18 protein-coding genes and 1 pseudogene are annotated in these 24535 nt (G+C 71.7%); 6 read left to right on the top strand and 13 right to left on the bottom strand.

The window, feature by feature from the left end:
* Positions 1–522: 522 nt before the first annotated feature.
* The 3 genes from QZ483_RS04425 to QZ483_RS04415 all read right to left on the bottom strand — a co-directional run bounded on the left by QZ483_RS04425 (position 523) and on the right by QZ483_RS04415 (position 4006).
* Complete coding sequence (locus QZ483_RS04425; RefSeq protein WP_297081775.1) at positions 523–939, bottom strand: VOC family protein; 417 nt, start codon at positions 937–939, stop codon at positions 523–525.
* 56 nt (positions 940–995) lie between these two features.
* Positions 996–2720 (bottom strand): efflux RND transporter permease subunit, encoded by a 1725-nt coding sequence (locus QZ483_RS04420; RefSeq protein WP_297081774.1) that lies wholly within the window; start codon positions 2718–2720, stop codon positions 996–998.
* A gap of 122 nt (positions 2721–2842) precedes the next feature.
* Positions 2843–4006, bottom strand: a complete 1164-nt coding sequence (locus QZ483_RS04415; RefSeq protein ID WP_297081773.1) for a PDZ domain-containing protein — start codon at positions 4004–4006, stop codon at positions 2843–2845.
* Positions 4007–4110: 104 nt separating this feature from the next.
* Between QZ483_RS04415 and QZ483_RS04410 the strand changes: the two genes are divergently transcribed.
* The 3 genes from QZ483_RS04410 to QZ483_RS04400 all read left to right on the top strand — a co-directional run bounded on the left by QZ483_RS04410 (position 4111) and on the right by QZ483_RS04400 (position 6752).
* Positions 4111–5499 carry a zinc-dependent metalloprotease gene (locus tag QZ483_RS04410; RefSeq protein ID WP_297081772.1) on the top strand — a complete coding sequence of 463 codons (1389 nt, stop codon included), beginning with the start codon at positions 4111–4113 and terminating at the stop codon, positions 5497–5499.
* A gap of 131 nt (positions 5500–5630) precedes the next feature.
* Entirely contained in the window at positions 5631–5789 is a 159-nt protein-coding gene (locus QZ483_RS04405; RefSeq protein WP_297081771.1) for a DUF5679 domain-containing protein, read from the top strand.
* A gap of 132 nt (positions 5790–5921) precedes the next feature.
* Positions 5922–6752, top strand: coding sequence for a hypothetical protein (locus QZ483_RS04400; RefSeq protein WP_297081770.1), 831 nt, complete (start codon positions 5922–5924; stop codon positions 6750–6752).
* A 6-nt stretch (positions 6753–6758) separates the two neighbouring features.
* On the opposite strand, the gene QZ483_RS04395 is transcribed toward QZ483_RS04400, so the two are convergent.
* Together QZ483_RS04395 and nudC are read right to left on the bottom strand one after the other, a co-directional pair.
* Positions 6759–8741, bottom strand: coding sequence for an ATP-dependent helicase (locus QZ483_RS04395; RefSeq protein ID WP_297081769.1), 1983 nt, complete (start codon positions 8739–8741; stop codon positions 6759–6761).
* Between the two features lie 115 nt (positions 8742–8856).
* Complete coding sequence (nudC, locus tag QZ483_RS04390; protein ID WP_297081768.1) at positions 8857–9747, bottom strand: NAD(+) diphosphatase; 891 nt, start codon at positions 9745–9747, stop codon at positions 8857–8859.
* Between the two features lie 150 nt (positions 9748–9897).
* On the opposite strand from nudC, the gene QZ483_RS04385 reads away from it, so the two are divergent.
* Positions 9898–10833 carry a phosphotransferase gene (locus QZ483_RS04385; RefSeq protein ID WP_297081767.1) on the top strand — a complete coding sequence of 312 codons (936 nt, stop codon included), beginning with the start codon at positions 9898–9900 and terminating at the stop codon, positions 10831–10833.
* On the opposite strand, the gene QZ483_RS04380 is transcribed toward QZ483_RS04385, so the two are convergent.
* The 4 genes from QZ483_RS04380 to QZ483_RS04365 all read right to left on the bottom strand — a co-directional run bounded on the left by QZ483_RS04380 (position 10830) and on the right by QZ483_RS04365 (position 19322).
* Positions 10830–14150 (bottom strand): ATP-dependent DNA helicase, encoded by a 3321-nt coding sequence (locus tag QZ483_RS04380; protein ID WP_297081766.1) that lies wholly within the window; start codon positions 14148–14150, stop codon positions 10830–10832. The two genes, QZ483_RS04385 and QZ483_RS04380, sit on opposite strands and share 4 nt — an antisense overlap.
* A complete protein-coding gene (locus QZ483_RS04375) occupies positions 14147–17317 on the bottom strand; it encodes a UrvD/REP family ATP-dependent DNA helicase (protein ID WP_297081765.1) in 3171 nt (1056 codons plus the stop codon). Before QZ483_RS04375 ends, QZ483_RS04380 begins: the two co-directional genes overlap by 4 nt.
* Before the next feature lie 63 nt (positions 17318–17380).
* Positions 17381–18349 carry a DUF368 domain-containing protein gene (locus tag QZ483_RS04370; RefSeq protein WP_297081764.1) on the bottom strand — a complete coding sequence of 323 codons (969 nt, stop codon included), beginning with the start codon at positions 18347–18349 and terminating at the stop codon, positions 17381–17383.
* Positions 18350–18359: 10 nt separating this feature from the next.
* A complete protein-coding gene (locus tag QZ483_RS04365; RefSeq protein WP_297081763.1) occupies positions 18360–19322 on the bottom strand; it encodes a DUF3152 domain-containing protein in 963 nt (320 codons plus the stop codon).
* Positions 19323–19371: 49 nt separating this feature from the next.
* Between QZ483_RS04365 and QZ483_RS04360 the strand changes: the two genes are divergently transcribed.
* Entirely contained in the window at positions 19372–19590 is a 219-nt protein-coding gene (locus QZ483_RS04360) for a DUF3107 domain-containing protein (RefSeq protein WP_297081776.1), read from the top strand.
* Between the two features lie 17 nt (positions 19591–19607).
* Here QZ483_RS04360 and QZ483_RS04355 read toward each other — a convergent pair whose 3' ends face one another.
* Positions 19608–20111, bottom strand: coding sequence for a gluconokinase (locus tag QZ483_RS04355; protein WP_297081762.1), 504 nt, complete (start codon positions 20109–20111; stop codon positions 19608–19610).
* A gap of 202 nt (positions 20112–20313) precedes the next feature.
* On the opposite strand from QZ483_RS04355, the gene QZ483_RS04350 reads away from it, so the two are divergent.
* Positions 20314–21960 (top strand): DEAD/DEAH box helicase, encoded by a 1647-nt coding sequence (locus QZ483_RS04350; RefSeq protein WP_297081761.1) that lies wholly within the window; start codon positions 20314–20316, stop codon positions 21958–21960.
* A 1-nt stretch (position 21961) separates the two neighbouring features.
* Here QZ483_RS04350 and QZ483_RS04345 read toward each other — a convergent pair whose 3' ends face one another.
* The 3 genes and pseudogenes from QZ483_RS04345 to QZ483_RS04335 form a co-directional block, all read right to left on the bottom strand.
* Positions 21962–22552: a GNAT family N-acetyltransferase gene (locus QZ483_RS04345; RefSeq protein WP_297081760.1), complete on the bottom strand. Its 591-nt coding sequence runs from the start codon at positions 22550–22552 to the stop codon at positions 21962–21964.
* Between the two features lie 40 nt (positions 22553–22592).
* On the bottom strand, positions 22593–23417 hold the full coding sequence (locus QZ483_RS04340) for a PHP domain-containing protein (RefSeq protein WP_297081759.1): 825 nt from the start codon (positions 23415–23417) through the stop codon (positions 22593–22595).
* Positions 23418–23515: 98 nt separating this feature from the next.
* Positions 23516–24535 (bottom strand): annotated as a pseudogene (locus QZ483_RS04335) (hypothetical protein); the annotation flags it as partial.

Genomic DNA, 24535 nt, shown 5'->3' with positions numbered 1-24535 from the left:
CGATATGGCCCCTGTCCTTGCCAGTATTGCTTCAAGTAGCGTCGTCTTGCCACTCAGATAGGGGCCTACCAGTGCAATGCAGCGCGGACTATAGCCTCCAGTGTCCTTCGCATCGGGCATTTTATTTCCTCCCCTCAACAACTTACGTCATTTCGCACCCAGCCGCCGCGGCACGTCGAGGGTGCCAGACAGGTATCGTGTCAACTGTGTGAAGGTCTGGCAAGGCCCACAAGGTATTATGCATCCCGCCGGGCGGAGGCAATGCTTTCCCGCAGAAGATGCGGCGGCATCATTTCCCGGTCTTATAAAACGCTTCGATCGGCAAAAAGGTTCGACCGCTTACGCAGGACGTCTCGCCGCCGGGACCGACAAACACCTGGCCGCCAAATCCCTGGCAGCGCGTGGACGGCCCACCCAGGGCGTTCAACACAAAGACAAGCGCGACCGCGCACGCGGCGGCGGCGGCGACCACACATGCGGCCTGGACATTTACCGTCTCCTCCCGAAGCCTGTTTCGCGATTTCACGGCTGTTCCATGGCACCCGGCCCTAGGGGCTGCCCATAGCTGAATTCAATGATGTAGCCATCGGGATCCTCGACCGCGCAGAGATATCCGACCGGGGGTGGAAGCTCAAGAGGCACCCAGTACAGGCACCCCTCTTCGCGCGCACGGGCCGCGATCTCATCGATCTCCGCTCGAGACGCCACGGCAAACCCGTAATGCGTCATGTCTCCTTCGGCGCGCTTCTGTTTGCTGCCGCCGGAGACGAGCACGAGAACGAAGTCCGTCTCCCGGCCTTCCTCGGCAATCCAGACTGTTCTTTCGCTCGCGGTCCCATGGGAATGAACCTCCTTCATCCCGCAGTAACGCCTGTAGAAATCGATCGATGTTTCCACATCGCCGACATGCAAGGCGCAATGGGTGAATACGGGTGTCATCAGACTCAGGGTTCCAGATCGCACAGCCAGCGTCCAGCCCCGTGTTCAACAGGAAGCTATTCAGCGGGGGCCGTCTTGCGGCGGCGGCCGCGCGCGGCGCGGCGCGCCTTGGCGGCAGCTTCCATCGCCGCCTTGCGCTCCAGCGCGCGGGTCTCCAGCGGCCCGACGATCAACGTCAGCATGGGCGGTACGATCAGCAGGGTCAGTACGGCCGAAAGCGACAGGCCGCCGACGACAACCGATCCGAGGCCGCGGTAGAGTTCGGAGCCCGCTCCGGGGAAGAACACGAGTGGCAACATGCCGAACACGGATGTCAGCGTCGACATGAAGATCGGCCTGATCCTGTTGCGGGTCGCTTCGAGGATAGAGTCGGTCGGCGACATCTTGTCTTCACGCAAATGGTAAAGCGTTTGATGGACCAGCAGGATCGCGTTATTGACGACGATACCGATCAGGATGACGAAGCCGAGCAGCGTCAGCATGTCGAGAGGCTGGAAATAGAGCAGGTTGAGCACGGCAAGGCCGGCGACGCCGCCGGCGGCAGCAAGCGGGACCGCGAGCATGATGACAAGCGGATAAATGAAGCTCTCGAACAGGATGGCCATGACCAGGTAAACGATAATCATCGCCACGATCAGGTCGCCGACCATGTGGTTCCACGTTTCGGTGAGCTGGTCTGCGGTGCCGGTAATACGCAGGCCTATGCCCGGGGGCAGACCCTCCTCGCGCATCGGTTCGACCACTTTTTCGCGCAACACCTCGATTGCCTGCTCTAGAGGAAATTCAACAGATGGTACGACTTCGAGCGTGACCGTGCGCTGCCGCTCGCGATGGCGGATTGCGGTCGGCCCCGCCGTCATTTCAACCGTCGCCAGCGACGACACTGGCACGATTGCACCTTCGTGTGTGACCACCGGCAGGTTGCCCACGCCCTGGGTCGCATCGATCTTGTCGATTGGGCCCTTGAGCATCAGGTCGAGACGGGTATCGCCAACGGTTACCTCGACGACCCGCAAACCGTCGTTGAACGTGTCGATGGCCTCGCCCAGCTCGACCGGGGTGACGCCGTTGTCGGCCAGCTTGATCCTGTCGGGGAGCACGCGCACTTCAGGCGCGCCCAGCTCGAGCCCCGGGTTCGGGCGGAACTGGTTGCCTTGCGCGCGGGGGAACTCTTTCATAATGCGCCCGGTCGCGGCTAGCGCGGTCGCAAGGATCGGTTCGAGCTCGGGGCCAGATACGTCGAGCTCGATCTTGCGCCCGCCGCCGATGCCGCCATAGAGGAGGTGCACGAACGCCGCGAGCACCGTGCACAGGATCGCGATGGTGAGCACGAAGCCCACGAGGCTCTGCAGGACGGGCAGGGTGAAGACGTAGAACGACGCGTCGAGCCCGAACTGCGGATCCGCGACACCGAACTGCTCGTGGTTCCACCACGCGAGGAACTCCGTCCACCGCCCCGACATCGCGAGGCCGGCCACGAGTCCCACGAACGCCGGCAGGGCGACCATGACGAGCTTCTCGAGCGGCCGGATCTGCTCGCGGTACTGGTCCAGCGTGGTGCGCTTGCCACTCACCGCAGGTCGCACGCGACGTGCGATCCACAGCGTGAGCCACACCGCGAGTGCGGCGACGAGGCCGAATCCGAAGAACATCGCGATGCGCGCGACCCACTGCGTCGTGAACACCTCGGTGTATCCCACCTGGCGGTACCACGAGACCTCGGTCCAGACCTGCGCGGCGGCCATCACGATGAGGAACAGCACCGCGAGAGCGATCGCCACGAATACGAGGGGCGATCGCCGTCTGCGCGGCACCTCGACAGGGCGCCGCGGAGGGGGGGGTCGGTCGTCGAACGTCACTGGTCAGTCCTTCGGATCAGGGTCGGTGTTCGGCACGATGCTGGTCAGCCCGTGCAGGTCGTCAGCGCGGACGTGTCGCCCGCCCCGATTGCGGTGATGGCTTCGTAGGCATCATCGAGTGTCTCCACTGAAAAGACGTCGAGACCTGCGGGGATGTTCCCGACGACCTCGTCACAGTTGTCGATGGGAGCCAGGAAGTAGTCCGCGCCGTCGTCCAGCGCGCCGTACATCTTCATCCGGATCCCGCCGATGGCGCCCACGTCGCCGGCGGCGGAGATGGTGCCCGTGCCCGCCACGTGAGCACCGTCGAGCTCGTCGATCTCCGTGAGCATGTCCATGATGGCAAGCGAGAACATCAGGCCGGCGCTCGGTCCCCCGACGCTGTCGATGTCGACGGTGACCTCGATCGGGAGCTCGAAGGCCGGATCCAGCCAGATCCCGAGGATCGCGGTTCCCGAACCATCGTCGAGAGTGGCGAAGGTCGCCTCCTGGCGCTCGCCGTCGCGCAGGTATCCGATGGTGACGTCGTCGCCCGGAGGCCGGGTCGCGAGAGCCTCGGTGAGGGCGGAGAAGGACGCCACGGCCTCGCCGTCGACCTCGATGATCACGTCGCCCGCCTCGAGCAGTCCGTCGGCGTTCGAGGTCTCCCCGACCAGCGCCACCGTGAGCGTGGCGGGCACCTCGGTGCCGAGCGCCTCGAGCGCGGCCACGCTCGCGGACTCCTGCGAGGTGATCCAGTCCTGCTGGGCCTGCTCCTCGAACTGCTCCTCCTGGTCGGGAGTGCCGAACACATCCTCCTCCGGCAGCACGTACGCCGCGGGCGAGATCCAGTCGCGCAGCACGCTGCCCAGGGTGAAGGGCGCGGAGCTGCCGCGCGCCACCGTGACGGTCGTGACGCGCAGCTCGCCCGAGGCCGGGTACGACGGCGCTCCATCAATCTGCACGAGCGGCGCCCCGCCGTTGTCGCCCAGGGTGTCGAACGTAGGGCCCGGCCCACCGATCGCGAACGCGGCAGGCAGGATGGACAGCACCGCCACCATCACCGATGCACCCAGGCCGGAGACGGCGAGCACCAGGGACCGGCGATCGCCCGGAGGTTCCGTGTGATCCGGGCGGGGACCCTCGCCCGCGGGCACGTCCGCATCGTGCGCGGGCGCCGTCGCGGCGGCGGTCGCAGCCGGCGGGGCGTTGTCGGGCGGGACGGTCACTCGACCATCATTGCTCATAGCGAACGATGCGCCCAATCCCACCCCCCGAACGTTAGGTTGGTAAGGACCGCGCATCGGGCGCGGACGCCAGCGTCAGGAGACACGTGAGCGACGACGAGACCCCGTGGATGCGCCTGCTGCGCGAGCTGTTCGGAGACGACGCGGAGGCCGCGCTCGAGGAACTCGAGCGCATGGGCATGGATCCTCAGGCCCTCGCCCAGGCGAGCGGCATGCTCTCCAATCCCGCGATGATGGATCACGTGCTCGGGCAGATCCGCTCCCTCGTGTCCCAGTCCCAGGGTTCCGACGTGAACTGGACCCTCGCGCACGACGTGGCGCGCGGGGTGGCGGCGCAGGGCGGCGACCCCACCGTGTCCGCGGCTACCGCCGCCAGCCACCGCTCGGCGGTGTCGCGCGCGGAGCTGTGGCTCGACGCGGTGACGTCGTTCGATCCGTCGCCCCTCGAGCCCCGCGTCTGGAGCCGCGCCGAGTGGGTCGAGGGCACCATGCCCACGTGGCAGGTGCTGGCCGGGCCGGTGGCGACGAGCGTGTCCCAGGCGCTCAGCGGGATCCTCACCTCCGAGGAGACGACGGGCCACCTCGGCACGGACGCCAGCGGCATCGTCGGCTCGGTGAGTCCCACGGTGACCGGCATGCACATCGGGCAGGCGGCCGGGGAGATGGCGCGCGAGGCCTTCGGCATCACTGACCTGGGCTTCCCCCTGCTCGCGGAGCCCCGCGTCGTGCTGGTCCCCGGCGCGATCGACGACTTCGCGTCGGGCCTGGGCGTTCCCGACGACGAGGTGCGCACGTACATCGCGCTGCGCGAGGCGTCGCACATCCGACTGTTCACGGCGGCGCCGTGGCTCCCCGGACACCTCCACAACCTCATCGAGCGCTACGCCGAAGGCATCACGATCGACCTCGAGGCCCTCGACGACGCCGTGCGCGACATCGGCATGACCGATCCGGCGAAGCTCCAGGAAGCGCTCACCACGGGCATCTTCGCCTCGCATCACAGCGACGAGCAGGTCGAGACGCTGCGCTCGATCGAGACGCTGCTCGCGCTGATCGAGGGCTGGGTGCAGGAGGTGACGGTACGTGCCGCCGCTCCCCACCTGCCGAGCATCGGCGCCCTGCGCGAGATGATGCGCCGCCGCCGGGCCACCGGCGGTCCCGCCGAGGACACCTTCGCGACCCTGCTGGGCCTCGAGCTCCGGCCGCGACGGCTGCGCGATGCTGCCACCTTGTGGGCGACGCTCGCCGCCCGCGCGGGCGGCGAAGCGCGGGACCAGGTCTGGTCGCACCCCGACGTCCTGCCGCCGGCCGAGGCCCTCGACGACCCCGTCGCGTGGGTCGAGCGCCACCTGTCGGGCGGTGCCGCGGACGAGGTCGATCGCGAGCTCGAGGCGCTGCTGTCAGCCGCCGGGACTGATGACGCCCATGGTGTCGAGGCTCCCGAGGCGGGCGAGGAGGGCGATGCCGAACGCTGACCGCCCCGCGACACGGCCCGGCTAGCCTGAGCGGTTTCCGCGGCCCCTCCGTCTACTCTTGAAGGGAACTGGCCCTGCGGGGCCGTCGGAACGTGGCGCCTCGGCGTTGCGAGTGAGAGAAGGAGAAGGCTATGGCCGACAAGTACCAGGGCGAGTTCTACTGCGTGAAGTGCAAGGACAAGCGCACCACGGAGGGTGACGTCGTCGTCTCCGAGAACGGCCGCCGCATGGCGAAGGCCACGTGTCCCGAGTGCGGCACCAAGCTGAACCGCATCCTCGGCAAGGCGTAAGCCTCAGCACGAGACTTCGAGGCGGGCGATCCGACGGGTCGCCCGCCTCTCGCATGTCACCGGGGCGTGCCGCTGCGCACGCGAGCCTGTGGACAACGCCCGCGCGACCGCCGCGCCTGCGACGCTGGGCGCATGAGGCTCTCTCCCCTGGCGCCGGTGCTCGCGCGCGACGCGAGCTCCGTCCAGGTCGGCATCCATCGCCCGCTCGTGCTCGCGGGGCTCACCGCGTCCCAACGGCGCTTCCTCACGTCGCTCGACGGCGGCCGCCTCATCGGCGCTGCCGAGCGTCGCCGGCACGCGGCGCTGCTCGCCGATCTCACGGCGGCGGGCCTCACCGCATCCGCGCCGCCGCCACCGGCGTGCGTGCGTTTCCACTCCGGGTCAGCACTCGCAGTCGAGGCAGCGATCGCTCTCGCCCGGGCCGGCCGGGAGGTGTCGTTCCGCGACGCCTCTCCGGCTCGCCGCGACCCGCTCATCGCCACCGTCAGGGGAGGCTCGAGGGGAGCCCTCGCCGCGCAGCGTGTGCGCCGTGCGGCGCCTGAGGCGCAGGTGCGCAGCGCCGATGCGCGGGCGGAGCTGGATGTGATCGTCACCATGGGCGTCCCCGTCACGCGGGCACGCTCCCTGCTCGCACTCGACTCTCCGCACCTGCTCGTGACGTGTGACGAGCGCGGCGCGACCATCGGGCCCCTGGTGGTTCCGGGCTCCACGCCGTGCTCGCAGTGCCTGGGCCTGGCGGCCGCGGACCGCGATGACTCCTGGCCGCACGTGGCGCTGCAGTGCGAGGCGCGAGTCCCCCGCACGGACCCCTTGACCGCGTCCGTGGGCGGTGCGCTCGCAGGAGCGGCCGCCGAGGCGTTCCTGCGCGGCACCGCGCCGCCGTCCTGGCGCGTCGAGGACGGAGCGGTCGAGCGCATCGGCCCGCCGTCGGTGCACCCGCGATGCGCGTGCATGGCCGCCTGACCGCCGTCAGTTGTCGGCGACGATCCGGAGCACCGCCGCGCCGAACTGCTCGAGCTTCACGGCGCCCACGCCGTTGACTCCGGCGAGTTCGCCCAGGGTGCTAGGCCGTGTCGTGGCGATGTCGATCAGCGTGGGATCCGTGAAGACCGTGAACGCGGGCTTCGACGCCTCCTGCGCGACGCCGAGGCGCCATGCCCGCAGCGCCTCGAAAAGGTGCGCCTGGTCCGCATCGAGTCCCTCAAGACGCTGCGCGCGGCTCACCCTCGTGGTCCGCGGCCGCGCCGCCTCCGGCCACCAGCGCTCGAGGAACCGCGTGCGCTTGCGGCTCGAGCGCGCTCCGGCCTTGCGCGCGCGGGCGTACGACAGATGCAGATGCTCGCGCGCGCGGGTGATCGAGACATACAGCAGGCGGCGCTCCTCCTCGATCGCCTCGGGTGTCTCCGCGAGGGTGATCGGCATGAGCCCCTCCGAGCAGCCGACCACGAAGACCGCGTCCCACTCGAGACCCTTCGCCGCATGCATCGTCGTGAGGGTGACGCCCTCGACGGCCGGGGCGTGCTGCGCCTGCGCCCGCTCGACCAGGTGCTCGACGAACTCCCGCAGGGTCGCCTCGCCTCCCGCATCGGCCGCGAAGTCGTCCGCCAGCTGCACGAGCGCCTCCAGCGACTCCCACCTCTCGCGCACCGCACCCCTGGCGGCCGGCGCTTCCTCGGACCAGCCCGCGTCCGCGATCGCCGAGCGCACACGCTCTCCCAAGGGAGCCTCGGATGCAGCGACCGCCTCGCCGCGCAGCAGCACCATGGCCTTGCGGACCTCGTCACGGTCGAAGAAGCGCTGTCCGCCGCGGATGAGATAGCCGATCCCGCGCTCGGCGAGCGCCTCCTCGAGCGCCTCCGACTGGCTGTTCGTGCGGTACAGCACCGCGATCTCGGACGCCGGGATCCCGGCGTCGATCAGGGCGCCGATCCGCGCGGCGACGCCATCGGCCTCGGCCGCCTCGTCGTCGAAGGCCGTGTAGATGGGCTCAGGCCCGGACGGCCTCTGAGAGATCAGCTCGACACCCGCGCGCGAGGATCCCCGCTGGGACATGAGGCCGTTGGCCAGGTTGACCACCTGAGGTGTGGACCGGTAGTCGCGCACCAGCCGGACCACGGTGGCGTCCGGATGGGTACGCGTGAAGTCGAGCAGGTGCCGCGGGCTCGCGCCGGCGAACGAGTAGATGGTCTGGGCTGGATCGCCGACGACGCACAGCTCACGACGGTCCCCCATCCACTGCTCGAGCAGGAACTGCTGCAGCGGCGAGACGTCCTGATACTCGTCGACCACGAAGTGCCGGTACTGGCGGCGGATCTGATCCCCGACCTCGCCGTGGCGGCCGATGACGTCCGCGAGCAGGAGCAGGATGTCCTCAAAGTCCACGACGACCGCCTCGGTCTTCGCCTCCTCGTAGGCGCGCATGACATCGGCAACCTGCTGCGGGCTGGTCCCGGCGGGAGTGGCGCGGCCGTCGCTGGCGACGCGCTGCTCGTAGTCCTGGGCGCTGACAAGCGACACCTTGGCCCACTCGATCTCGCTCGCGAGGTCGCGCACGGTGAGCCTGTCGGGGGTGAGGCCGGCCTGGCGCGCCGCGCGTCCCACGAGCGGCGCCTTCTGCTCCACCAGTTGCGGCATCTGACCGCCGACCACCTGCGGCCAGAAGTAGCTCAGCTGCCTCAGCGCGGCCGCGTGGAACGTCCGCGCCTGGACCCCGTGCGCGCCCAGCGCGCGCAGGCGCTGGCGCATCTCGCCGGCCGCGCGAGCGGTGAACGTGACCGCGAGGACCGACTGCGGCGCGTAGGCGTTGACGCGCACCCCGTACGCGATCCGGTGGGTGATCGCGCGCGTCTTGCCGGTGCCCGCACCCGCGAGCACGCACACCGGGCCGTGGAGCGCCGTCGCGACCTCGCGCTGCTCGGGGTCGAGTGCCTCGAGGATCTGGTCGGCGGACATGACCGGCATTCTCGCAGGCGACAGTGACATCCCGGTGCACTCTCCGGGAACTGTGGAGGGCCGATGCGCGGCGCGGCTCTCCCCGAGGCTCGCCCGTGGCGCGGCGTCGAGGCCGTCAGTCGCCCTGCAGGCTCCCGAGCCGCGCGGCGTCTCCGTGCCAGTCCTCGAGCATCCGGCGGGCGATCGACCCGCGCGGCGCCACGATGATCGAGCCGTCCGCCACCGCCTCCTCGAGATCGACCCTCGTCACCCAGCGGGCGTCCGAGATCTCGTCGAGGTCGAGGGTGAACGCTGGGTCCGTCGCACGCGCGGTGTAGCCGACCATCATCGATGCGGGGAAGGGCCACGGCTGCGAGCCCGCATAGGTGAGATTCGTGAGCTTCAGGCTGGATTCCTCGGCCACCTCGCGATGCACCGCCTGCTCGAGGCTCTCTCCCGGCTCCAGGTAGCCCGCGAGGTGCGAGTACCTGCGCGGCGACCAGTAGCTGGCGTGAGCCATCAGCAGCCGATCGTCGGGGTCCGTGATCGCGACGATCACGGCGGGGTCCGTGCGCGGGTAGTGGTCGCGCTCGCACGCGGGGCACCGCCGCTGCCAGCCGCCCGGCGCCGCCTCGGTCGGCGCGCCGCACCGGGGGCACCGCGCGTGCGCCTGGTGCCAGTGGGACATCGCCACGGCGGTGGTGGCGAGCTCGCGGTCGCGCTCTCCGCGATCGTCCGCGCCGAGCCTCCCGAGCAGCGCGCGCAGGGGCTCGAGAGGCGGGTCCGACTCGGGCAGCGCCGCGGCGCTGACGGCCACGACATCGCGGTCGCCGTCCCGTCCCAGATAGCAGACCACGTGCGCCTGGTCCCATGCGTCTGCGCCGAGCAGGGTCACGCCGCTGGCGTCCGCGAGCACCCGGCCGTCGGCGACCACGACCGCGAGCGCCTGGTCGAGATCGACGGAAGCCCGGCGGTGCGCGGCACGGTCCACCCGCATCGGCTGGGCGAAGCTGCCAGGAGAGATCACGGGACCAACCTATGTCACGCCCCCACGGCACCGTCCCCGCCACCACGGGGGGCGGCCCGCGCGCGCATCGGGCGCCCCGGTGCCGGGGCGACCGCGCACCGGCGGCGTGGGCTGTCGCGTGCGCGCGGGCCGACGATCTATCGTGAGGGCGTGCCTCGTTCACCGCTCGCGCTCGCCGCGCTCGCGTCGGTCGCCGTGCCCGGCCTCGACGTGTACGACGTCCTGCGCAGCCCTCACACCGATGCCGACTTCGACGTGGTGGTGGTCAAGGACGCCACCGGCACGCGCTGGATCGTCCGCGCTCCCAAGCGTGCCGCCGCTGGCGCCGCGCTCGAGGCGGAGCGCAGCCTGCTCGCGGCGCTCGCGCGTGCCCACGACACCGGCCTGCTCCCCTTCGACGTGCCTCGCCCCCGCGGAGCCGCCGCGATGTCGGACCCGGACGGCGGCCGCGCCGTCGTCTACTCCGAGGTGAGCGGCGCTCCGCTGACGTTGGCGACCATGGATCCTGGGCCCGGGCTCGCCGCGGCGCTGGGCACCGCCCTCGCCGCCATCCACGAGCTGCCGCCCACCCTGATCGAGGACGAGGGACTTCCCACCTACACCGCCGACGAGTACCGCGAGCGCCGCATGGCGGAGCTCGATGCCGCGATCGACACCGGCAAGGTGCCGCCGCGCCTCGCGGATCGCTGGGAGAACCAGCTCGAGAACGTCGCGTGGTGGCGTTTCGAGCCCACCGTGGTCCACGGCGACCTGGGCGAGCACCAGATCCACGTTCGCGGCGAAGCCATCACGGGGGTCTCGGACTGGATGGACGCGCGAGTCGCCGACCCGGCCGACGACCTGGCCTGGCTCGCGGCATCCGCGCCGGATGACGTGCTCGAGTCGGTCCTCGAGGCCTACCGGCTGGCGCGCCGCGAGACGCGCGACCCGCACCTCATCGACCGCGCCCGGCTGGCCTCCGAGCTCGCGCTCGTGCGCTGGCTCATGTACGGCGTGCGCACCGACAACGCGGACGTGATCGCCGACGGCGAGGGCATGCTCAGCGACCTCGAGGCGCTGCTGTTCGCTCCCGACGACGAGGACTAGGCCGTCTCGCCGCGCACGAGGTCCACGATCTCGTCGCGGCCCAGCAGGTGTTCGGGCCTGACGGTCGCGTCCGCCGCGACGTAGTAGAAGGCCGCGTCGACCTGATCGAGCGCGATGCCCTTCCACTCCGACCACGCGAGCCGGTACACCGCCAGCTGCACCTCGCGCGCGGCACGCTCCTCCGGATCGCGAGGAGGCCTTCCCGACTTCCAATCGACCACGGTGACCCGGTCGAGCCCGCCCCCAGGCGGGAACACGGCGTCGATGCGCGAGCGCACGGTGAGACCGGCGACCGGCACCTCGACGTCCACCTCGATGTCGGTGGGCTCGCGCGATGCCCACTCGCTCGCGGCGAAGGTCTGCTTCAGCAGCGCGAGCTCGACCGCCGCCTCACGATCATCCGGCTCGAGATCCTCGGGTTCGAGCAGCGGCACGTGGCCGAACTGGGTCTCGATCCACGCATGCAGGGCGCTTCCGCGCTGCGCGGCCGCGGTGGGTTCCTGCGGGATGGGTCGGCGCAGCTGCAGGGCGAACGCCTCCCGGTCGCGGCGCAGCGCCACGAGCGCGGAGGTCGACAGGTGCGACGGCAGCGACAGGTCGAGGCCGGCGGGTCCGCGCCGGCCATGCTCCGCGAGCATCGCGTCGATCTGCGGCGCCAGCGGCAGGGCCGATGCGCGGGCCGGCTCGGGCAACGCCCGGGCCTCGTGCACGGCGCGGGCGAGCGCCCGGCGCTCAGACGTGGTCGGGGTGTCCGCCCGGGGCCACGGCGCCGTGTGCACGGAAGCCTCCGGCGGCTCGGCGTCTGCGTCGGGCTCAGGCGCCCAGCCGCTGTCGCTCACGACTCCCTGCTCGACCATCTCGGTCACGAAGGGCGAGGGCCGATGGATGGTGGTGCCGCCCGCGAACCACGATCCCGACACCAGCACGTGGCTGCGCGCTCGCGTGAGCGCCACGTAGAACAGGCGACGCTCCTCGTCCATCCGGTGGCGGCCCGCATCCACCCGGAAGTCGTCGAGCGTCCGGTCGAGGCTCGCGTGGTCGACCGCGCCACGCACATGCCACTCGGGCAGGCTGCGCGCATCCATCCGCAGGGGCCACGGCAGCTCAGGGTCGCCCGTGAGCCACGCGCCGTCCTCGTGCTTGCCGCGGAAGTGCAGGAACATCGGGAAGCGTCCATCGGTCGCGCCGGGGATCGCCACCACGTCCCACTCGAGCCCCTTGGAGCTGTGGACGGTGAGGATCTGGATCGCCCCGGGTTCGGGCGCCTTCACCGGGGCGTCGAGGCCGCGCTCCTCACTGCGAGCAGCCTCGAGCCACGCAAGGAAGGCTCCCAGCGTCGCACGGTCGACACCCTGGGCGAAGGTGCGGGTGGCGTCGAGGAACGCGTCGACGTTGCGACGCACGCGGCCGTCGGGGCGCGCGACGTCGGCCTCGATGTCGAGGCACCACGCGCGCTCGGCGAACCCGACCAGCTCGGTCAGCGGCAGGTAGGCGTGCTCGCGGATCGAGCGCACGACCTGCCTGAGCGACACCAGGCGCTCGTGCGCCGTGGACGTGAGAGCCCTGCCGGCCGGCGAGGTCCAGTCGGGATGAGGAAGGTCCTCGAGCGCGTCCACGATCGACGCCTCCGCCTCGCGCTGATCGCGAGCGCCCGAGAGCGCCGCCGCGCGATCCTTGAGGGCCATGAGGTCGCGCGGACCGAGGTTGACGCGCTCGGACGTCAGCAGGCGGATCAGCGCGTCTCCACGCGAGGGATCGTGGGCGACCTCGAGCAGCGCGACCAGGTCCGCGACGTCCGCCGTGTCCAGGAGTCCGCCCAGGCCCACGACCTCGTAGTCGAGGCCGCGCCTGACGAGCTCGTCGACCACCAAGGGGATCGTGGCCCGGCGGCGGCACAGCACGGCCGCCTCGACGATGCGCGGCTGGGCCCTGCCCTGACGATCCGCGACGAGGTGGCCGTCCGACCCTCGGTGCGGGCGCCCGTGGCCGAGCTCGTCGCGGCGGGCGACCACCCAGTCCACCATGGTCGCGATCTCGTCCTCGCCGGTGGCCGCCATGTGCGCCTCGACGGCCGGTGCGGCGCGCTCCGGCTCCGGGACGCCCAGCAGCGACGCGCGCGACTCGAGCCGGCGCACCTCGACGGCCGAGGATGCGCGCAGAGGTGCGGCGACGGCGTTCGCGGCGTCGAGGACCGCACCCTCGTTGCGCCACGAGACCGACAGGCTGGCGGTGCGCACCGCGCCGGGCCCGCCGAACTGCAGCACGAAGTCCTCGAGCGCGGCGGCCGAGGCCCCGCGGAAGCCGTAGATCGCCTGGTTGGGGTCGCCGACCGCCATGACCGGGTGATCCGTGCCGAAGGTCTGCGCGAACAGCCGCAACTGGGCGGGCGACGTGTCCTGGAACTCGTCCAGCAGGATTGCGCGGTACCGCGACCGCTCGATCTGCTGGACTGCTGCCAGCTCCGACAGCTCGACGGCGGTGGCGACCTGATCCGAGAAGTCCAGCAGCGCGGACCGGCGCTTGCGATCCTGGAAGTCCTCGATCAGGTCGGTCATCGCGAGCAGCGTCCGCAGCTTGGCGATGCGGCCGGCCAGCTTCTGCGTCATCCGGCCGGGCAGCGCCTCGCCCTCCTTCTTGGGCAGGCCGTCGAGATGCGCGAGCGTCTCCGTGAGCCACGCGCGCATCTGCGCGGTGGGGACCCCGTGCTCGCGCAGCTGGGCGGCAAGGCGCGGGAGCGAGGAGCGCACCGTGCCCGGCGCGGAGTCGACGTCGAGGGTCTCGGTCCACTCCTCGAGCGAGCGCGCGGACATCTGCCACAGGGCGGCGTCCGTCACGACCGCGGAGTCCGGGTCCACCCCCACCCGCAGTCCGTGCTCGGCCGCGAGCGCGGCGGCGTACGCGTTGTAGGTCGCGACCGTGGGAGCGGGACGCTCGGGGTCCGGGCGCCGGCGCATGCTGCCGTCGGGGCCCTCCACCTCGGGATCCCACACCCGTCCGATGCGCTCCTGGGCTCGCTCCGCGATCTCGGCCGCTGCCTTGCGCGTGAACGTCAGGCACAGGATCTGATCGGGGCTGATGTCCTCGCCGAGCAGCTCCCGTGCGTGATCGAGCAGGTACACGATCCGCATCGACAGGGTCTCGGTCTTGCCCGAGCCGGCGCCCGCCACCACCAGCATGGGCTCGGTCCCGGCACCGATGATCGCCGCCTGCTCCGCCGTGGGCGGCCTTCCGGGGGCGATGATCGCCGCGAGCTCGTCGACCGTGCGGCCCTGGCCCACGACCACTCCCGCGCTCGTCTGGGCGCTGCGCCCGCTCATGCGTCGCTCACCTGCGCCCCGGCCGCGTGCGCGGGACACGACCGTCGGATCGGGCAGTGCGTGCACATCGGATTCGGCGTCGCCAGGAAGGTCTGCGCCCGCATGGTCGACACCGCCTCGTCGAGCTCCGCTCGCACCTCGGCGACGTCGATCGCGTCCTGAGGCACCACGGAGCTCTTCTGCGCGGCGTCCGTGCCCACGAACACCAGTGCCGCGTCGGTGGCGGCGTCGACGCCCTCGAAGGCCCCGCTGTTGGCCACCAGCTGATAGAGCTTGAGCTGCCCGTGATCGGCGGCCTCGGCGGCACTGATCTTGCGACCCGTCTTGAGGTCCACGATGCGCGCGACGGTGCCGTCGATCTCGACGCGATCCGCCATGCCGGACACGCGCGCGGAGCCGAAGACCACGCCGAAGCCCTGCTCGACCAGCACGCGATCGGCCTCGACCCCATCGAGGTAGCGCGCGAGCCGCGCGATCATCCCGCGCGCGTCGTCGCGCTGGAGCCGCTCGAGCCACGTCTCGTCCCCGCCGATCTCGGGCCAGCGGCGCTCGAGCTCCGCGAGCATCGGCTCGAGACCCCCCGAGGGGAACTGCGCCGCGATCTCGTGCACCAGCGAGCCGACCTGCTGCGCGTCGGTGCTCGCGACGGTGCCGCCCGCGGTCTCCAGCGCCCACTTCAGCGCGCAGCCGCGCACGGCGTCGAGCCGCGACGGCGACACCCGGACCTCGTCGTCCTCGTCCCAGTAGCCCTCGACCGTGCTCAGGCCGGGAACGCCGTGCCACTCAGCCGGATCCGCGCCCGGCACCTGCGCGTCGGCGAGCCGCGCGAGCTGAGCCGCGACGCCGTCGAGCGCCTCACGCGCAGGCCGGTCGTCGGGATGCGAGTCGAGCCTGCGGACGGCGGCCGCGCCATCGATGCGCAGCGCGGCGACCGCCGCGCGCAGGTCGGCGACCACGCGGGCGCCCGCAGCCTCCTGACGCTCGGCCCCGGCAACGTCCTCGATCAGGGCGACGTAGCGGGACGGGCGAGACTCGCCGTCGTCGACGGCTGTCACCACGAGCCGACGGCGCGCGCGAGAGACCGCCACCAGCAGGGCACGGGTCTCGTCGTCGAGCACGGCGCGGCGCGCGCCATGGAGGTCGCGCGGCCCCCGCGCGTCGCTGCCGGCGACGAGCGCGCCGTCCTGAACCAGGTCCGCGAAGGACTGCGCGCCCAGCACCGAGTCCCGCAGTCGGAGGTTGGGCCACACGCCCTCCTCGAGACCGGCGGCCACCACCACGTCCCAGGCTCGACCGGCGGCCGCCGCAGGAGTGCAGAACGACACCACGTCCCGGGACTGCCCGCGGGCGCCCAGCGTGTCCGCGGCGAACTCCTGACCCTCGAGGTGCTCGATGAACAGCCCGACTCCCGACCGGGGCATGCGCTCGGCGAACGTCTGCGCGGCCCTCATGAGCGCGATGACTGCATCGAGGTCGGCATCGTCGCGCGCCGATCCGGCGACCGCCGCCCGGCGCCACGCCTCCGCGACACCCAGCGCCTCCCACGCCGCCCACAGCACCGCTCCCGGCGTCGCCGCGGGCTCGGCGATCCTCGCGCGGGCGGCATCGGCGGCCCGGGACGCTCGCGCCGCGGACCGCGCCTCGGGGACCTCGAGCGCACCCCACCGCGCTGGATCTGCCATGGCGTCGACGAGGAGGTCCGTGCTCGACCGCACGCCGCCGCCCGCCCGCTCCTCGCGCACGAGCGCGCGCCTCAGCCGCCGCAGCGCGACCGCGTCGAGACCAATCAGGCGCGACCCGAGGACAGCAAGCGCAGATTCCTCATCCCAGGCACCGGCCAGGGCGACGCGCACGATGTCCAGGAGCGGCGCGACCGCCGGCTCGAGATGCAGCGCCGCGCCGTCGCCGACCGCCTCGCAGGGGACGTCCGATGCGAGGAGGTCGGACCGGATCTGGCGCAGCCGGCCCGCCGAGCGGGCGATCACGACCATGTCTCCCCACGACACGCCGTCGTCGTGCCTCGATCGCCGCAGCTGAGCCGCGATCGCCCGGGACTGTGCGAAGGAGTGCGGCGCCGTCAGGACCGTGACGGGCGCGGCGACGTCGCGCGCGACCGTGCGGTGGGCGCCACGAGCGGAGCCCACGCCCTTGACGCCGATCCGCTCTGCGACCGCCGCGGTGACCCTCGCCAGACCGCTCTCCTGCCGGTGCGCGGTAACGAGTTCGACGTGATCGGCTGGGCCCAGGGCGCCGGCAGCGGCATCGGCGAGCGCGCCGGGCACCGCCCCGCGGTAGCCCTGCACGGCCTGGTCCGCGTTCCCCACCAGCATGAGGCGCGCTCCGCGAGCGGCCATCGCGCCGAGGAGCGCCGTGGACGCCCGAGTCGAGTCCTGGTGGTCGTCGACGATCACCAGGTCCCACGCCGGCGCTGGCCCCTCGGCGCGCTCCTCCCACCCCTCGAGCACGGATGCCGCCTGGGCGGCCACCGTCGCAGGGTCGTATCGCTCGCCGCGATCCGCGTGCAGCGAGCCGAGGATCGTGATGTCCTCGTACTCCCCCATGACCTCCGCGGCAGCGACCCACTCCGGACGGCCCGCCCGCTCGCCGATCTCGCGCAGCTCATCCGCCGTCACCCCGGCCTCTGCGGCGCGCATGAGCAGGTCGCGCAGCTCCGCCCGGAAGCCGGGAAGCGCAGTCGCATCCGCGGGCACGACGCCCTCCCAGGACACGGGCCGCCCGTCGCCGCGCGCGTGACCCGCGAGCATCTCCCGGAGGATGACGTCCTGCTCGGCGCCTGTGATGAGGCCGGGCGCGGGAAGCCCGAGCGACGCGGCCTGGGCCGCCAGCACCGCGTGCGCGGCCGAGGCCGCGGTCCGCACGACGGGAGCGCCGGTGGGCCGGTCGAGCGCGACGCCGACCCGGTCGCGCAGCTCCGCCGCCGCAAGGCGGGTGGGGGCGATCACGAGCAGCCGCTGGGGAGCCACTCCCGCGTCGACGGCAGCCACCGCCGCCGCGACCACGGCTGTGGTCTTGCCGGTCCCTGGCGCTCCGGTGACAACCACGTGCCGCGTCCCGCTCGCCGCGAGCGACACCGCCCGCGCCTGGTCCGCGTCGAGCGACGGCTCGGCCGCACTCGCCCCTGGCGCCACCAATCGGATCCCGGTCATGCGCCCTACCTCACCACACGGGTGCGACACCGACGCGCCGAGCCGCGCCCGCATCGGCCCTCATCAGGACGCGGGCTCGCCCGCCGCGGCCGCTTCGGCGCTGGCGCGCCGGTGCATCGCCCGCTCGACGGCGAGCAGGGTGAGCACGGCGGCGATGCCGACCGCGAACAGCGCGATCGCGGAACCGACGGCCTCGTCCGGCGCGTGCAGCGCGCCGTCCTCGGACTGCCACGGCCACAGCGCGCGCAACGATCCCACCATCAGACCCGTCATGGCGGCGAGCGTCACCGCATGACGGTGCTCGAGCAGCCACTGGAGGCCCGTGACGAACAGCGACAGCCCCACGATCGCCCCGAAGGCGAACGCCGCCAGGTACGCGAGGTCACGATCGTTGACAGCGGCCAGCGTGGGCGCGTACATGCCGAGCACCAGCAGCAGGAACGAGCCGGACACCCCAGGCAGCACCAGCGCGCAGATCGCGATCGATGCCGCACCCGCGACCATCCAGTACTCCGGTTCGGACTGCTCGCTGCCCGTGAGGCTGGTGATCCAGACCGCCAGGGCCGCGGCGAGCACCGCCGCCGTCGCCTCCCGCCAGGTCCACCGGCCGACCATGCGCGCCGGGACCACGAGCGAGGCCACGATGAGGCCCGCGAACAGCGCACGGGTCTGGATCGGGTTCGACTCCAGCAGCGGGGCGAGCGTCGCCGACACGATCACGATCGCCGCAAGCATGCCGACGCCGAGCGGGAGCAGCACGGACCATCGCACCTGCCTCAGGTGCTCGCGCGCCGCGTCGCTGCCGGTGCGTCGGACGAGCCCCCGCACCCAGGCGACGGCCCCGCGCACGAGGTGTCCCGCTGAGCCGATGAGAGTCTCATAGACGCCGAGGACGAGCGCCATGGTGCCGCCCGACACCCCTGGGACGATCTCGACAGCGCCGATGACGCCGCCACGGGCGACGTTCAGCGCGACGGTGGAGGCACGGGGACGGGTGGGAGCCGCAGGGGCTGGCGCGGCGGGCGTCGACATGGCCGCGAGTCTACCGAGAGGTCAGTTCCCGGAAGAGGGACGATGCGGTGGTCGCGCTAGGGGTCGGGCTCGGCTCGGGGACCGGCTCATCGGGCCACGGCCACGGGTTGGGCTCGCAGCCGTCCGGCAGCTGGGACTGGTCGACCATGATGATCGCGCGGCCGGAGGCGCATGTCGCCTCCTCCTCGCCCAGCAGGTGACCCACGCCGTGATTGACCTGGAAGATGCGGGACGAGGTGCGATCCTCCGCGAAGGGCGCGAGGCCAGCAGCCCAGTCGTATGCGCTGATCACGGTGAGCCCGCGCTCCGCGCACGTGACGTCCTCCACCGGTTCGGACGGGCTCGGGGTCGCGGAGGGCTCAGCGGCCTCGGCGTCGTCGGATGCCTCGTCCTCGGCCGCGCCCACGCTCGCCGCGGCGTGGGGATCGAGGCACGTGGCGGCGGTGGTCGCCGGGCTGGCGATCACGATCCGGATGTCGGGGGCTCCCGCCGTGGGCACGAACTCGTACCGTCCGCGCGCTCCCCAACCGCGCGGGTCGTTGAGTGCGTCGATCACGAAGTCGCTCAGCGTGGCGCCGTTCATGACCAGGCCGTCCTCGTACTCGACGCGGACCCACCTCACCGACGCGGCCTCCTCGCTCGGCTCGCCGTCGGTGCTCGCGACCGTGAACGTGCCTTCGCCCTCGGACGGGATGCCGAGAGTCACGAGGCCGGCGGCACGGTCGGCGTCGTCGAAGTCCCTGTCGATGGGTGTGAGCGGGGGGATCGACACGTCCGGGGTCGATGTCCGTGACGGCGAAGCGCTCGGACTCGGGGAGGTCTCGGGGGCCGCCAACTGCTCTCCGATCAGGCCTGTTCCCCATCCCACGCCGATCCCGGCCCCGAAGGCCAGCGCGACCACGACGAGGGCGATGAGCAGGCCAGGGCCGCGCTTTCCACTGCGCGCGAACACCGCACCCTCGCCCCGACTCACCCCCCTACGATAGTCAGTGTCAACACCCGCACAGACCAGGGAGGCCACGGTGGAGATCCGGATCGGCATTCAGAACGTCGCCCGAGAGATCCAGCTCGAGACGGATGCGAGCGCGGACGAGGTCGCCACGAAGGTCGCCGAGGCCGCCTCCGGCGCCACTCTGGACATCGCGGATGTCAAGGGTCGCCGCGTGATCGTTCCGGCCGGCTCGCTGGGCTACGTCGAGATCGGCGAGGAGACCAAGCGCCGGGTCGGCTTCGGCGCCTGACGCCAGCCCCAGCTCCCCTAGCGCGCGGCGTCGAGGATCGCGCGCGCGACCAGGGCCGCTCCCTCGGGGGCGTTGCGCTCGACGTCGACGCGCCCGCCGCGCTCGTCGTCCTCGAGCCGCTCGAGCGCCTCGTACTGCGAATCGAGCAGGCCTGGCCCGGCGAAGTGACCCTCCTGCTGCGCGCGCTTGCGGACCCGCGGCTCCAGGACCTCTTGCCGCGCGTCGAGGTGGATGAAGACGACCTCTTCGCCCGCGATGTCGCGAATGCAGTCGCGATAGACGCGCTTGAGGGCGGAGCACGCCACCACGGCCGAACCGCGGTCCGACAGCCACATGCCCACGCCGTCAAGCCACGGCCACCGGTCCTCGTCCTCGAGGGGCGTCCCGGCCGCCATCTTCGCGACGGCCTCGGGGGCGTGGAAGTCGTCCGCGTCCGCGAACTCCGCGCGCAGGTCATGGGCCAGGCGCCTCCCGACCGTCGACTTGCCGCACCCGGTCACGCCCATCACCACGACTCTCATGCCGTCAGCCTAGGGGCCGGCGCGGTGCGCTCCTGGCCTCAGACCTGACCAGCCGGTAGAATGGCACTCGACCCGGGGCTGACCGGTCGTCATGAGAAGCGCGGCGCCGCTGAAGACAGCGCAGGCCGCCAGGACAATGATTCGCGATCGGCTGCCCGCCGAATGGGCGCGCGGATCGCGCGCGCCGCGAATAAGGACACCCATGACGGACACCGACGAGGGCGCGCCCGCGCCCGAGACCATTCCCGCTTCCGAGATCACTGACACGCCCGACGCGACCCCCGCATCGGCCCCCGAGAAGACGTTCGCGGACTTCCCCGTGAACCCGCTGATCGCCCAGGCGCTCGCGGACAAGGGCATCACCACGCCCTTCCCCATCCAGGCGATGACGCTTCCGGTGGCGCTGAGCGGCCACGACATCATCGGCCAGGCCAAGACCGGAACCGGCAAGACGCTCGGCTTCGGCGTGCCGTTGCTGCACCGCACCGTGTCGCCCGGTGAGGAGGGCTTCGACGCGCTCGATGAGCCCGGCAAGCCGCAGGCCCTCGTGGTCGCCCCCACCCGCGAGCTCGCCGTCCAGGTCGCCGGCGACCTCATCACGGCGTCGAAGAAGCGCTCCACCCGGATCGTGCAGATCTACGGCGGCCGTGCCTACGAGCCCCAGATCGAGGCCCTGCAGAAGGGCGCCGAGGTCGTCGTCGGCACCCCCGGCCGCATGATCGACCTGCTCAACCAGGGCCACCTGGACCTGCGCTTCGTGCGCACCGTCGTGCTCGACGAGGCGGACGAGATGCTCGACCTGGGCTTCCTGCCCGACGTCGAGCGCCTGCTCGCCGCCACCCCGGCATCGCGCCACACCATGCTGTTCTCGGCCACGATGCCCGGACCGGTCGTGGCACTCGCCCGCCGGTACATGATCCAGCCCACGCACATCCGCGCGGCGGACCCGGACGACGACGGCGCGACCGTCAAGGCCATCAAGCAGGTCGTGTACCGCGCCCACGCGCTCGACAAGGTCGAGGTGCTCGCGCGCATCCTGCAGTCCGAGGGCCGCGGCCGCACCATCGTGTTCGCGCGCACCAAGCGCACCGCGGCCAAGGTCTCCGACGAGCTGCGCGACCGCGGGTTCGCGGCCGGCGCCATCCACGGCGACCTGGGCCAGGGCGCCCGAGAGCAGGCGCTCCGCGCGTTCCGCAACTCGAAGATCGACGTGCTGGTCGCCACGGACGTCGCGGCGCGCGGCATCGACGTCGAGGACGTCACGCACGTGGTCAACTACCAGTGCCCCGAGGACGAGAAGACCTACCTGCACCGCATCGGCCGCACCGGCCGTGCAGGCAAGACCGGTACCGCCGTCACGTTCGTCGACTGGGACGACACCCCGCGCTGGGGCCTCATCGACAAGAGCCTCGACCTGGGCTACCCGGAGCCCGTCGAGACCTACTCGACCTCGCCTCACCTGTACGAGGACCTCGACATCCCCGAGGGCACCAAGGGCCGCCTGCCGAAGTCCGAGCAGCACCTCGCAGGACTCGAGGCCGAGCGCGTCGAGGACCTGGGCGAGACGGGCAAGAAGCCTGCTGGTCGCGACGGCGGTCGCGAGGGCGGCCGCGGAGGACGCGGCGGGCGTGGCGGCCAGGGTGGCCGCAACCGCTCGCGTGGCGGCCAGGGCGGCCAGGGCGGGGGTCCTCGCAACGCCGATGCGCCCACGGGCCAGTCGTCCACCGGCGCCTCGGGCGAAGGCTCGCAGGGCGGCCAGCGCCGCAAGCGCAACCGCCGTCGCCGCCGCAGCGGCGGTCAGGGCGGCCAGGCCTCACCCCAGGGCCAGTCCGCTCCGCAGCAGTCCTGAGCTAGTCGATCCGAAGGCGCGCGAGGAGTCCCTCGCGCGCCTTCGGCCATTCCTGGGCCAGGATCGAGAACACCACCGTGTCCCGGAGATAACCGTCCGGCATGATCAGGTGGCGACGCAGGATCCCGTCCTGGTGCGCGCCGAGCTTCGCGATCGCGGCGCGCGACTGGGCGTTGCGCCGGTCAGTGCGGAGCTCCACCGCGATGCAGCCCAGGACATCGAACCCACGCTCGAGCAGCAGAAGCTTCGCGGCCGGGTTGATGGCCGTGCCGTGTGCGGCGCGCGCGAGCCACGTCGAGCCGATCTCCACCCGCCGGTTCGGCTCGTCGAAGTTCATGTAGGTGGTCATGCCGATCGCGCGGTCATCGCGGGGATCCACGACCGCCCACGGCGCCATCGCGCCCTGAGCCTGCAGCGCCAGGCGCCGGTCGACCTCCTCAGCGACAGCGTCAGGTGCGGGGATCCTCGTGTACACGAGGCTCGAGAGGTCACCAACCGCGCTCGCCTCCGCAAGGTCCGGCGCGTGCGCGTGTGACAGCGGCTCAAGCCGCACGCAGGCGTTCTCGAGCACCGGAGTCTCCGCAAAGGTCATGCCGCGATTCTAGGGATCTGGCGACGCGCCACGACCGTGGCTATGCCCGCGCCTCCTGCAGGCGCCCAAACACCTCGGGACTCGTGACGTTCTCGCCCAACCGGTTGGGCTTTCCCGTGCCGTGGTAGTCGCTGGCCCCGGTACGCACGAGGCCCAGGCGGATCGCGATGCGCTCGAGCCGCACCCGCTGCTCGTCGTCGTGGTCGCGGTGATCGATCTCTAGGCCTACGAGACCGGCGCGCGCCATGCCTTCGATCACGGACGTGGTGACGATCCGGCCGCGCTTGCCTGCCCCCGGGTGTGCGAACACCGGCACGCCGCCTGCGGCACGCATCGTCCTCACGGCGTCCTTGACCTCGGGTGCATAGTGCGGCACGTAGTACGGCGAACGCGGCACGAGCAGACTCTCGAAGGCCGCGTCCCTGGTGGGCACCACGCCTTGGGCGACCAGCGCATCGGCGATGTGCGGGCGACCCACGGTCGCCGCCGATCCCGCAATCTGCGCCACGGAGTCCCACGAGATCGGGTAGTCGGCGCTGAGCCGCTCGACGATCTCGCGCGCACGGTGGATGCGAGCGTCCCTGGTGACCTGCAGCATCGCCTCGACGCCCTCGTCGTCGCGACGGTGCCAATAGCTGAGGAGGTGGATCGAGGTCCCGCGGTGACGGCAGGACACCTCGATGCCGGGAACGAAGTCCACGCTGTGGCGCTCGGCAGCGGCGGCCGCAGCGTCCCAGCCGTCCACCGAGTCGTGGTCGGTGAGCGCGACCACGTCCAGACCCGCCTCCGCCGCCTCGCGCATGACCTGCGCTGGCGCGCCGGTCCCGTCGGAGACCGTGGAATGCGTGTGGAGGTCGATGCGCATGGCGTCAGCGTACGGGCAGACTGCGCGAGCGGGTGCGCACACACATGAGCCCTCCCCCGCCCGGAAGGGGCGGTGGAGGGCTCACGAGACAGTGGGCGTCAGGCCCGCTCGCGTCGTACGCCGATGACGAGTGCGGCCCCCACCAGGGTCAGCAGGAACGCGGGTGCGATCAGCGCCGTGTGGGCCCCGGTATCTGCCAGGGCTGCGTCGGTGGGCACCGGAGTATTCGACTCCGTGTCGGCGGGGAGCTCAGCGACCAGAGCCTCCACATCGAAGGCCACGGTGTGGTCCACCTCGAGGAACGTACGGGTCGCCGAGGTCGCGCGGGGGTTGCCCGGTCCCAGCGGCAGATACCCGGAGAGCTTCACGTCCACGACCACCTCGCCCGCGAGCAAGTCCGCGAAAGTCACCTCGTGAAGAACCGTGCAGCTGACCACTGAGCCTGCGGGCACCACGCCGTCGGCGGGAATGTCGCACACGGGCGTCAGGCCCTCCGGCGACACCACAGCGACAGTGGCGTCCAGCAGGTGGAAGACCGAGGGTGCAGGGATCTCGAAGGTCAACTTCACGACATCACCCGGTCGTGCGACCTCGGGCATGTCGAGCGATGCCCACACAACCTCCGAGCGAATGACCTCGAGATCCGCGAGGTCCGCGCGTCGGTCAGCGACAGCCTGCCGAGCCGCCGCGAGGCGAGCCAACGCCTCGTCGAGCGTCGCCAGCGCTGCGTCAGCACCGTCGAGCTCTGTCTGGGCGGCCTCGAGTGCTGCCGCGGCCGCGTCGCGAGGACCCTTGGCCGCCATGAGCGCGGCGTGCGCCTCCTCCTGGACAGCGCGTAGCTCGTCGCGAAGCGCCTGGGCAGCGAACAGCGCCTGCTGCTTTGCGTCCTTTTCCTGCTGCGCGTCGGCCGCCTCGTCGCGCGCGGTCTCGATAGCTCGGTGGAGCGCCGTGAGCTCGTCGTTCGCGTCGGCCAGCGCTGCGACGGCCTCGTCGTGCGCGGACTGTGCCGCGGTGAGGGCGTCGTGCAGCGCCGTGGCGCCGGTCTGGTCCGCGGCACGCTGGAGCGCCGTCACCCGCGCCTCGAGCAGCGCGAACTGCACAAGCGTGGGCCCGTGCTC

This window comes from uncultured Demequina sp., from assembly GCF_913055775.1.
In the GTDB taxonomy this organism is placed as follows: domain Bacteria; phylum Actinomycetota; class Actinomycetes; order Actinomycetales; family Demequinaceae; genus Demequina.
The sequence above is the reverse complement of the archived record's forward strand: the minus strand, read 5'-3'. Positions and strand labels throughout refer to the sequence as shown.

Excerpts from the sequence above, each read along its gene's own strand:
- QZ483_RS04425 (WP_297081775.1), bottom strand. The coding sequence starts at position 939 with ATGACACCCGTATTCACCCATTGCGCCTTGCATGTCGGCGATGTGGAA.
- QZ483_RS04405 (WP_297081771.1), top strand. The coding sequence starts at position 5,631 with ATGGCCGACAAGTACCAGGGCGAGTTCTACTGCGTGAAGTGCAAGGAC.
- QZ483_RS04400 (WP_297081770.1), top strand. The coding sequence starts at position 5,922 with ATGAGGCTCTCTCCCCTGGCGCCGGTGCTCGCGCGCGACGCGAGCTCC.
- QZ483_RS04395 (WP_297081769.1), bottom strand. The coding sequence starts at position 8,741 with ATGTCCGCCGACCAGATCCTCGAGGCACTCGACCCCGAGCAGCGCGAG.
- QZ483_RS04380 (WP_297081766.1), bottom strand. The coding sequence starts at position 14,150 with ATGAGCGGGCGCAGCGCCCAGACGAGCGCGGGAGTGGTCGTGGGCCAG.
- QZ483_RS04375 (WP_297081765.1), bottom strand. The coding sequence starts at position 17,317 with ATGACCGGGATCCGATTGGTGGCGCCAGGGGCGAGTGCGGCCGAGCCG.
- QZ483_RS04370 (WP_297081764.1), bottom strand. The coding sequence starts at position 18,349 with ATGTCGACGCCCGCCGCGCCAGCCCCTGCGGCTCCCACCCGTCCCCGT.
- QZ483_RS04355 (WP_297081762.1), bottom strand. The coding sequence starts at position 20,111 with ATGAGAGTCGTGGTGATGGGCGTGACCGGGTGCGGCAAGTCGACGGTC.
- QZ483_RS04350 (WP_297081761.1), top strand. The coding sequence starts at position 20,314 with ATGACGGACACCGACGAGGGCGCGCCCGCGCCCGAGACCATTCCCGCT.
- QZ483_RS04345 (WP_297081760.1), bottom strand. The coding sequence starts at position 22,552 with ATGACCTTTGCGGAGACTCCGGTGCTCGAGAACGCCTGCGTGCGGCTT.
- QZ483_RS04340 (WP_297081759.1), bottom strand. The coding sequence starts at position 23,417 with ATGCGCATCGACCTCCACACGCATTCCACGGTCTCCGACGGGACCGGC.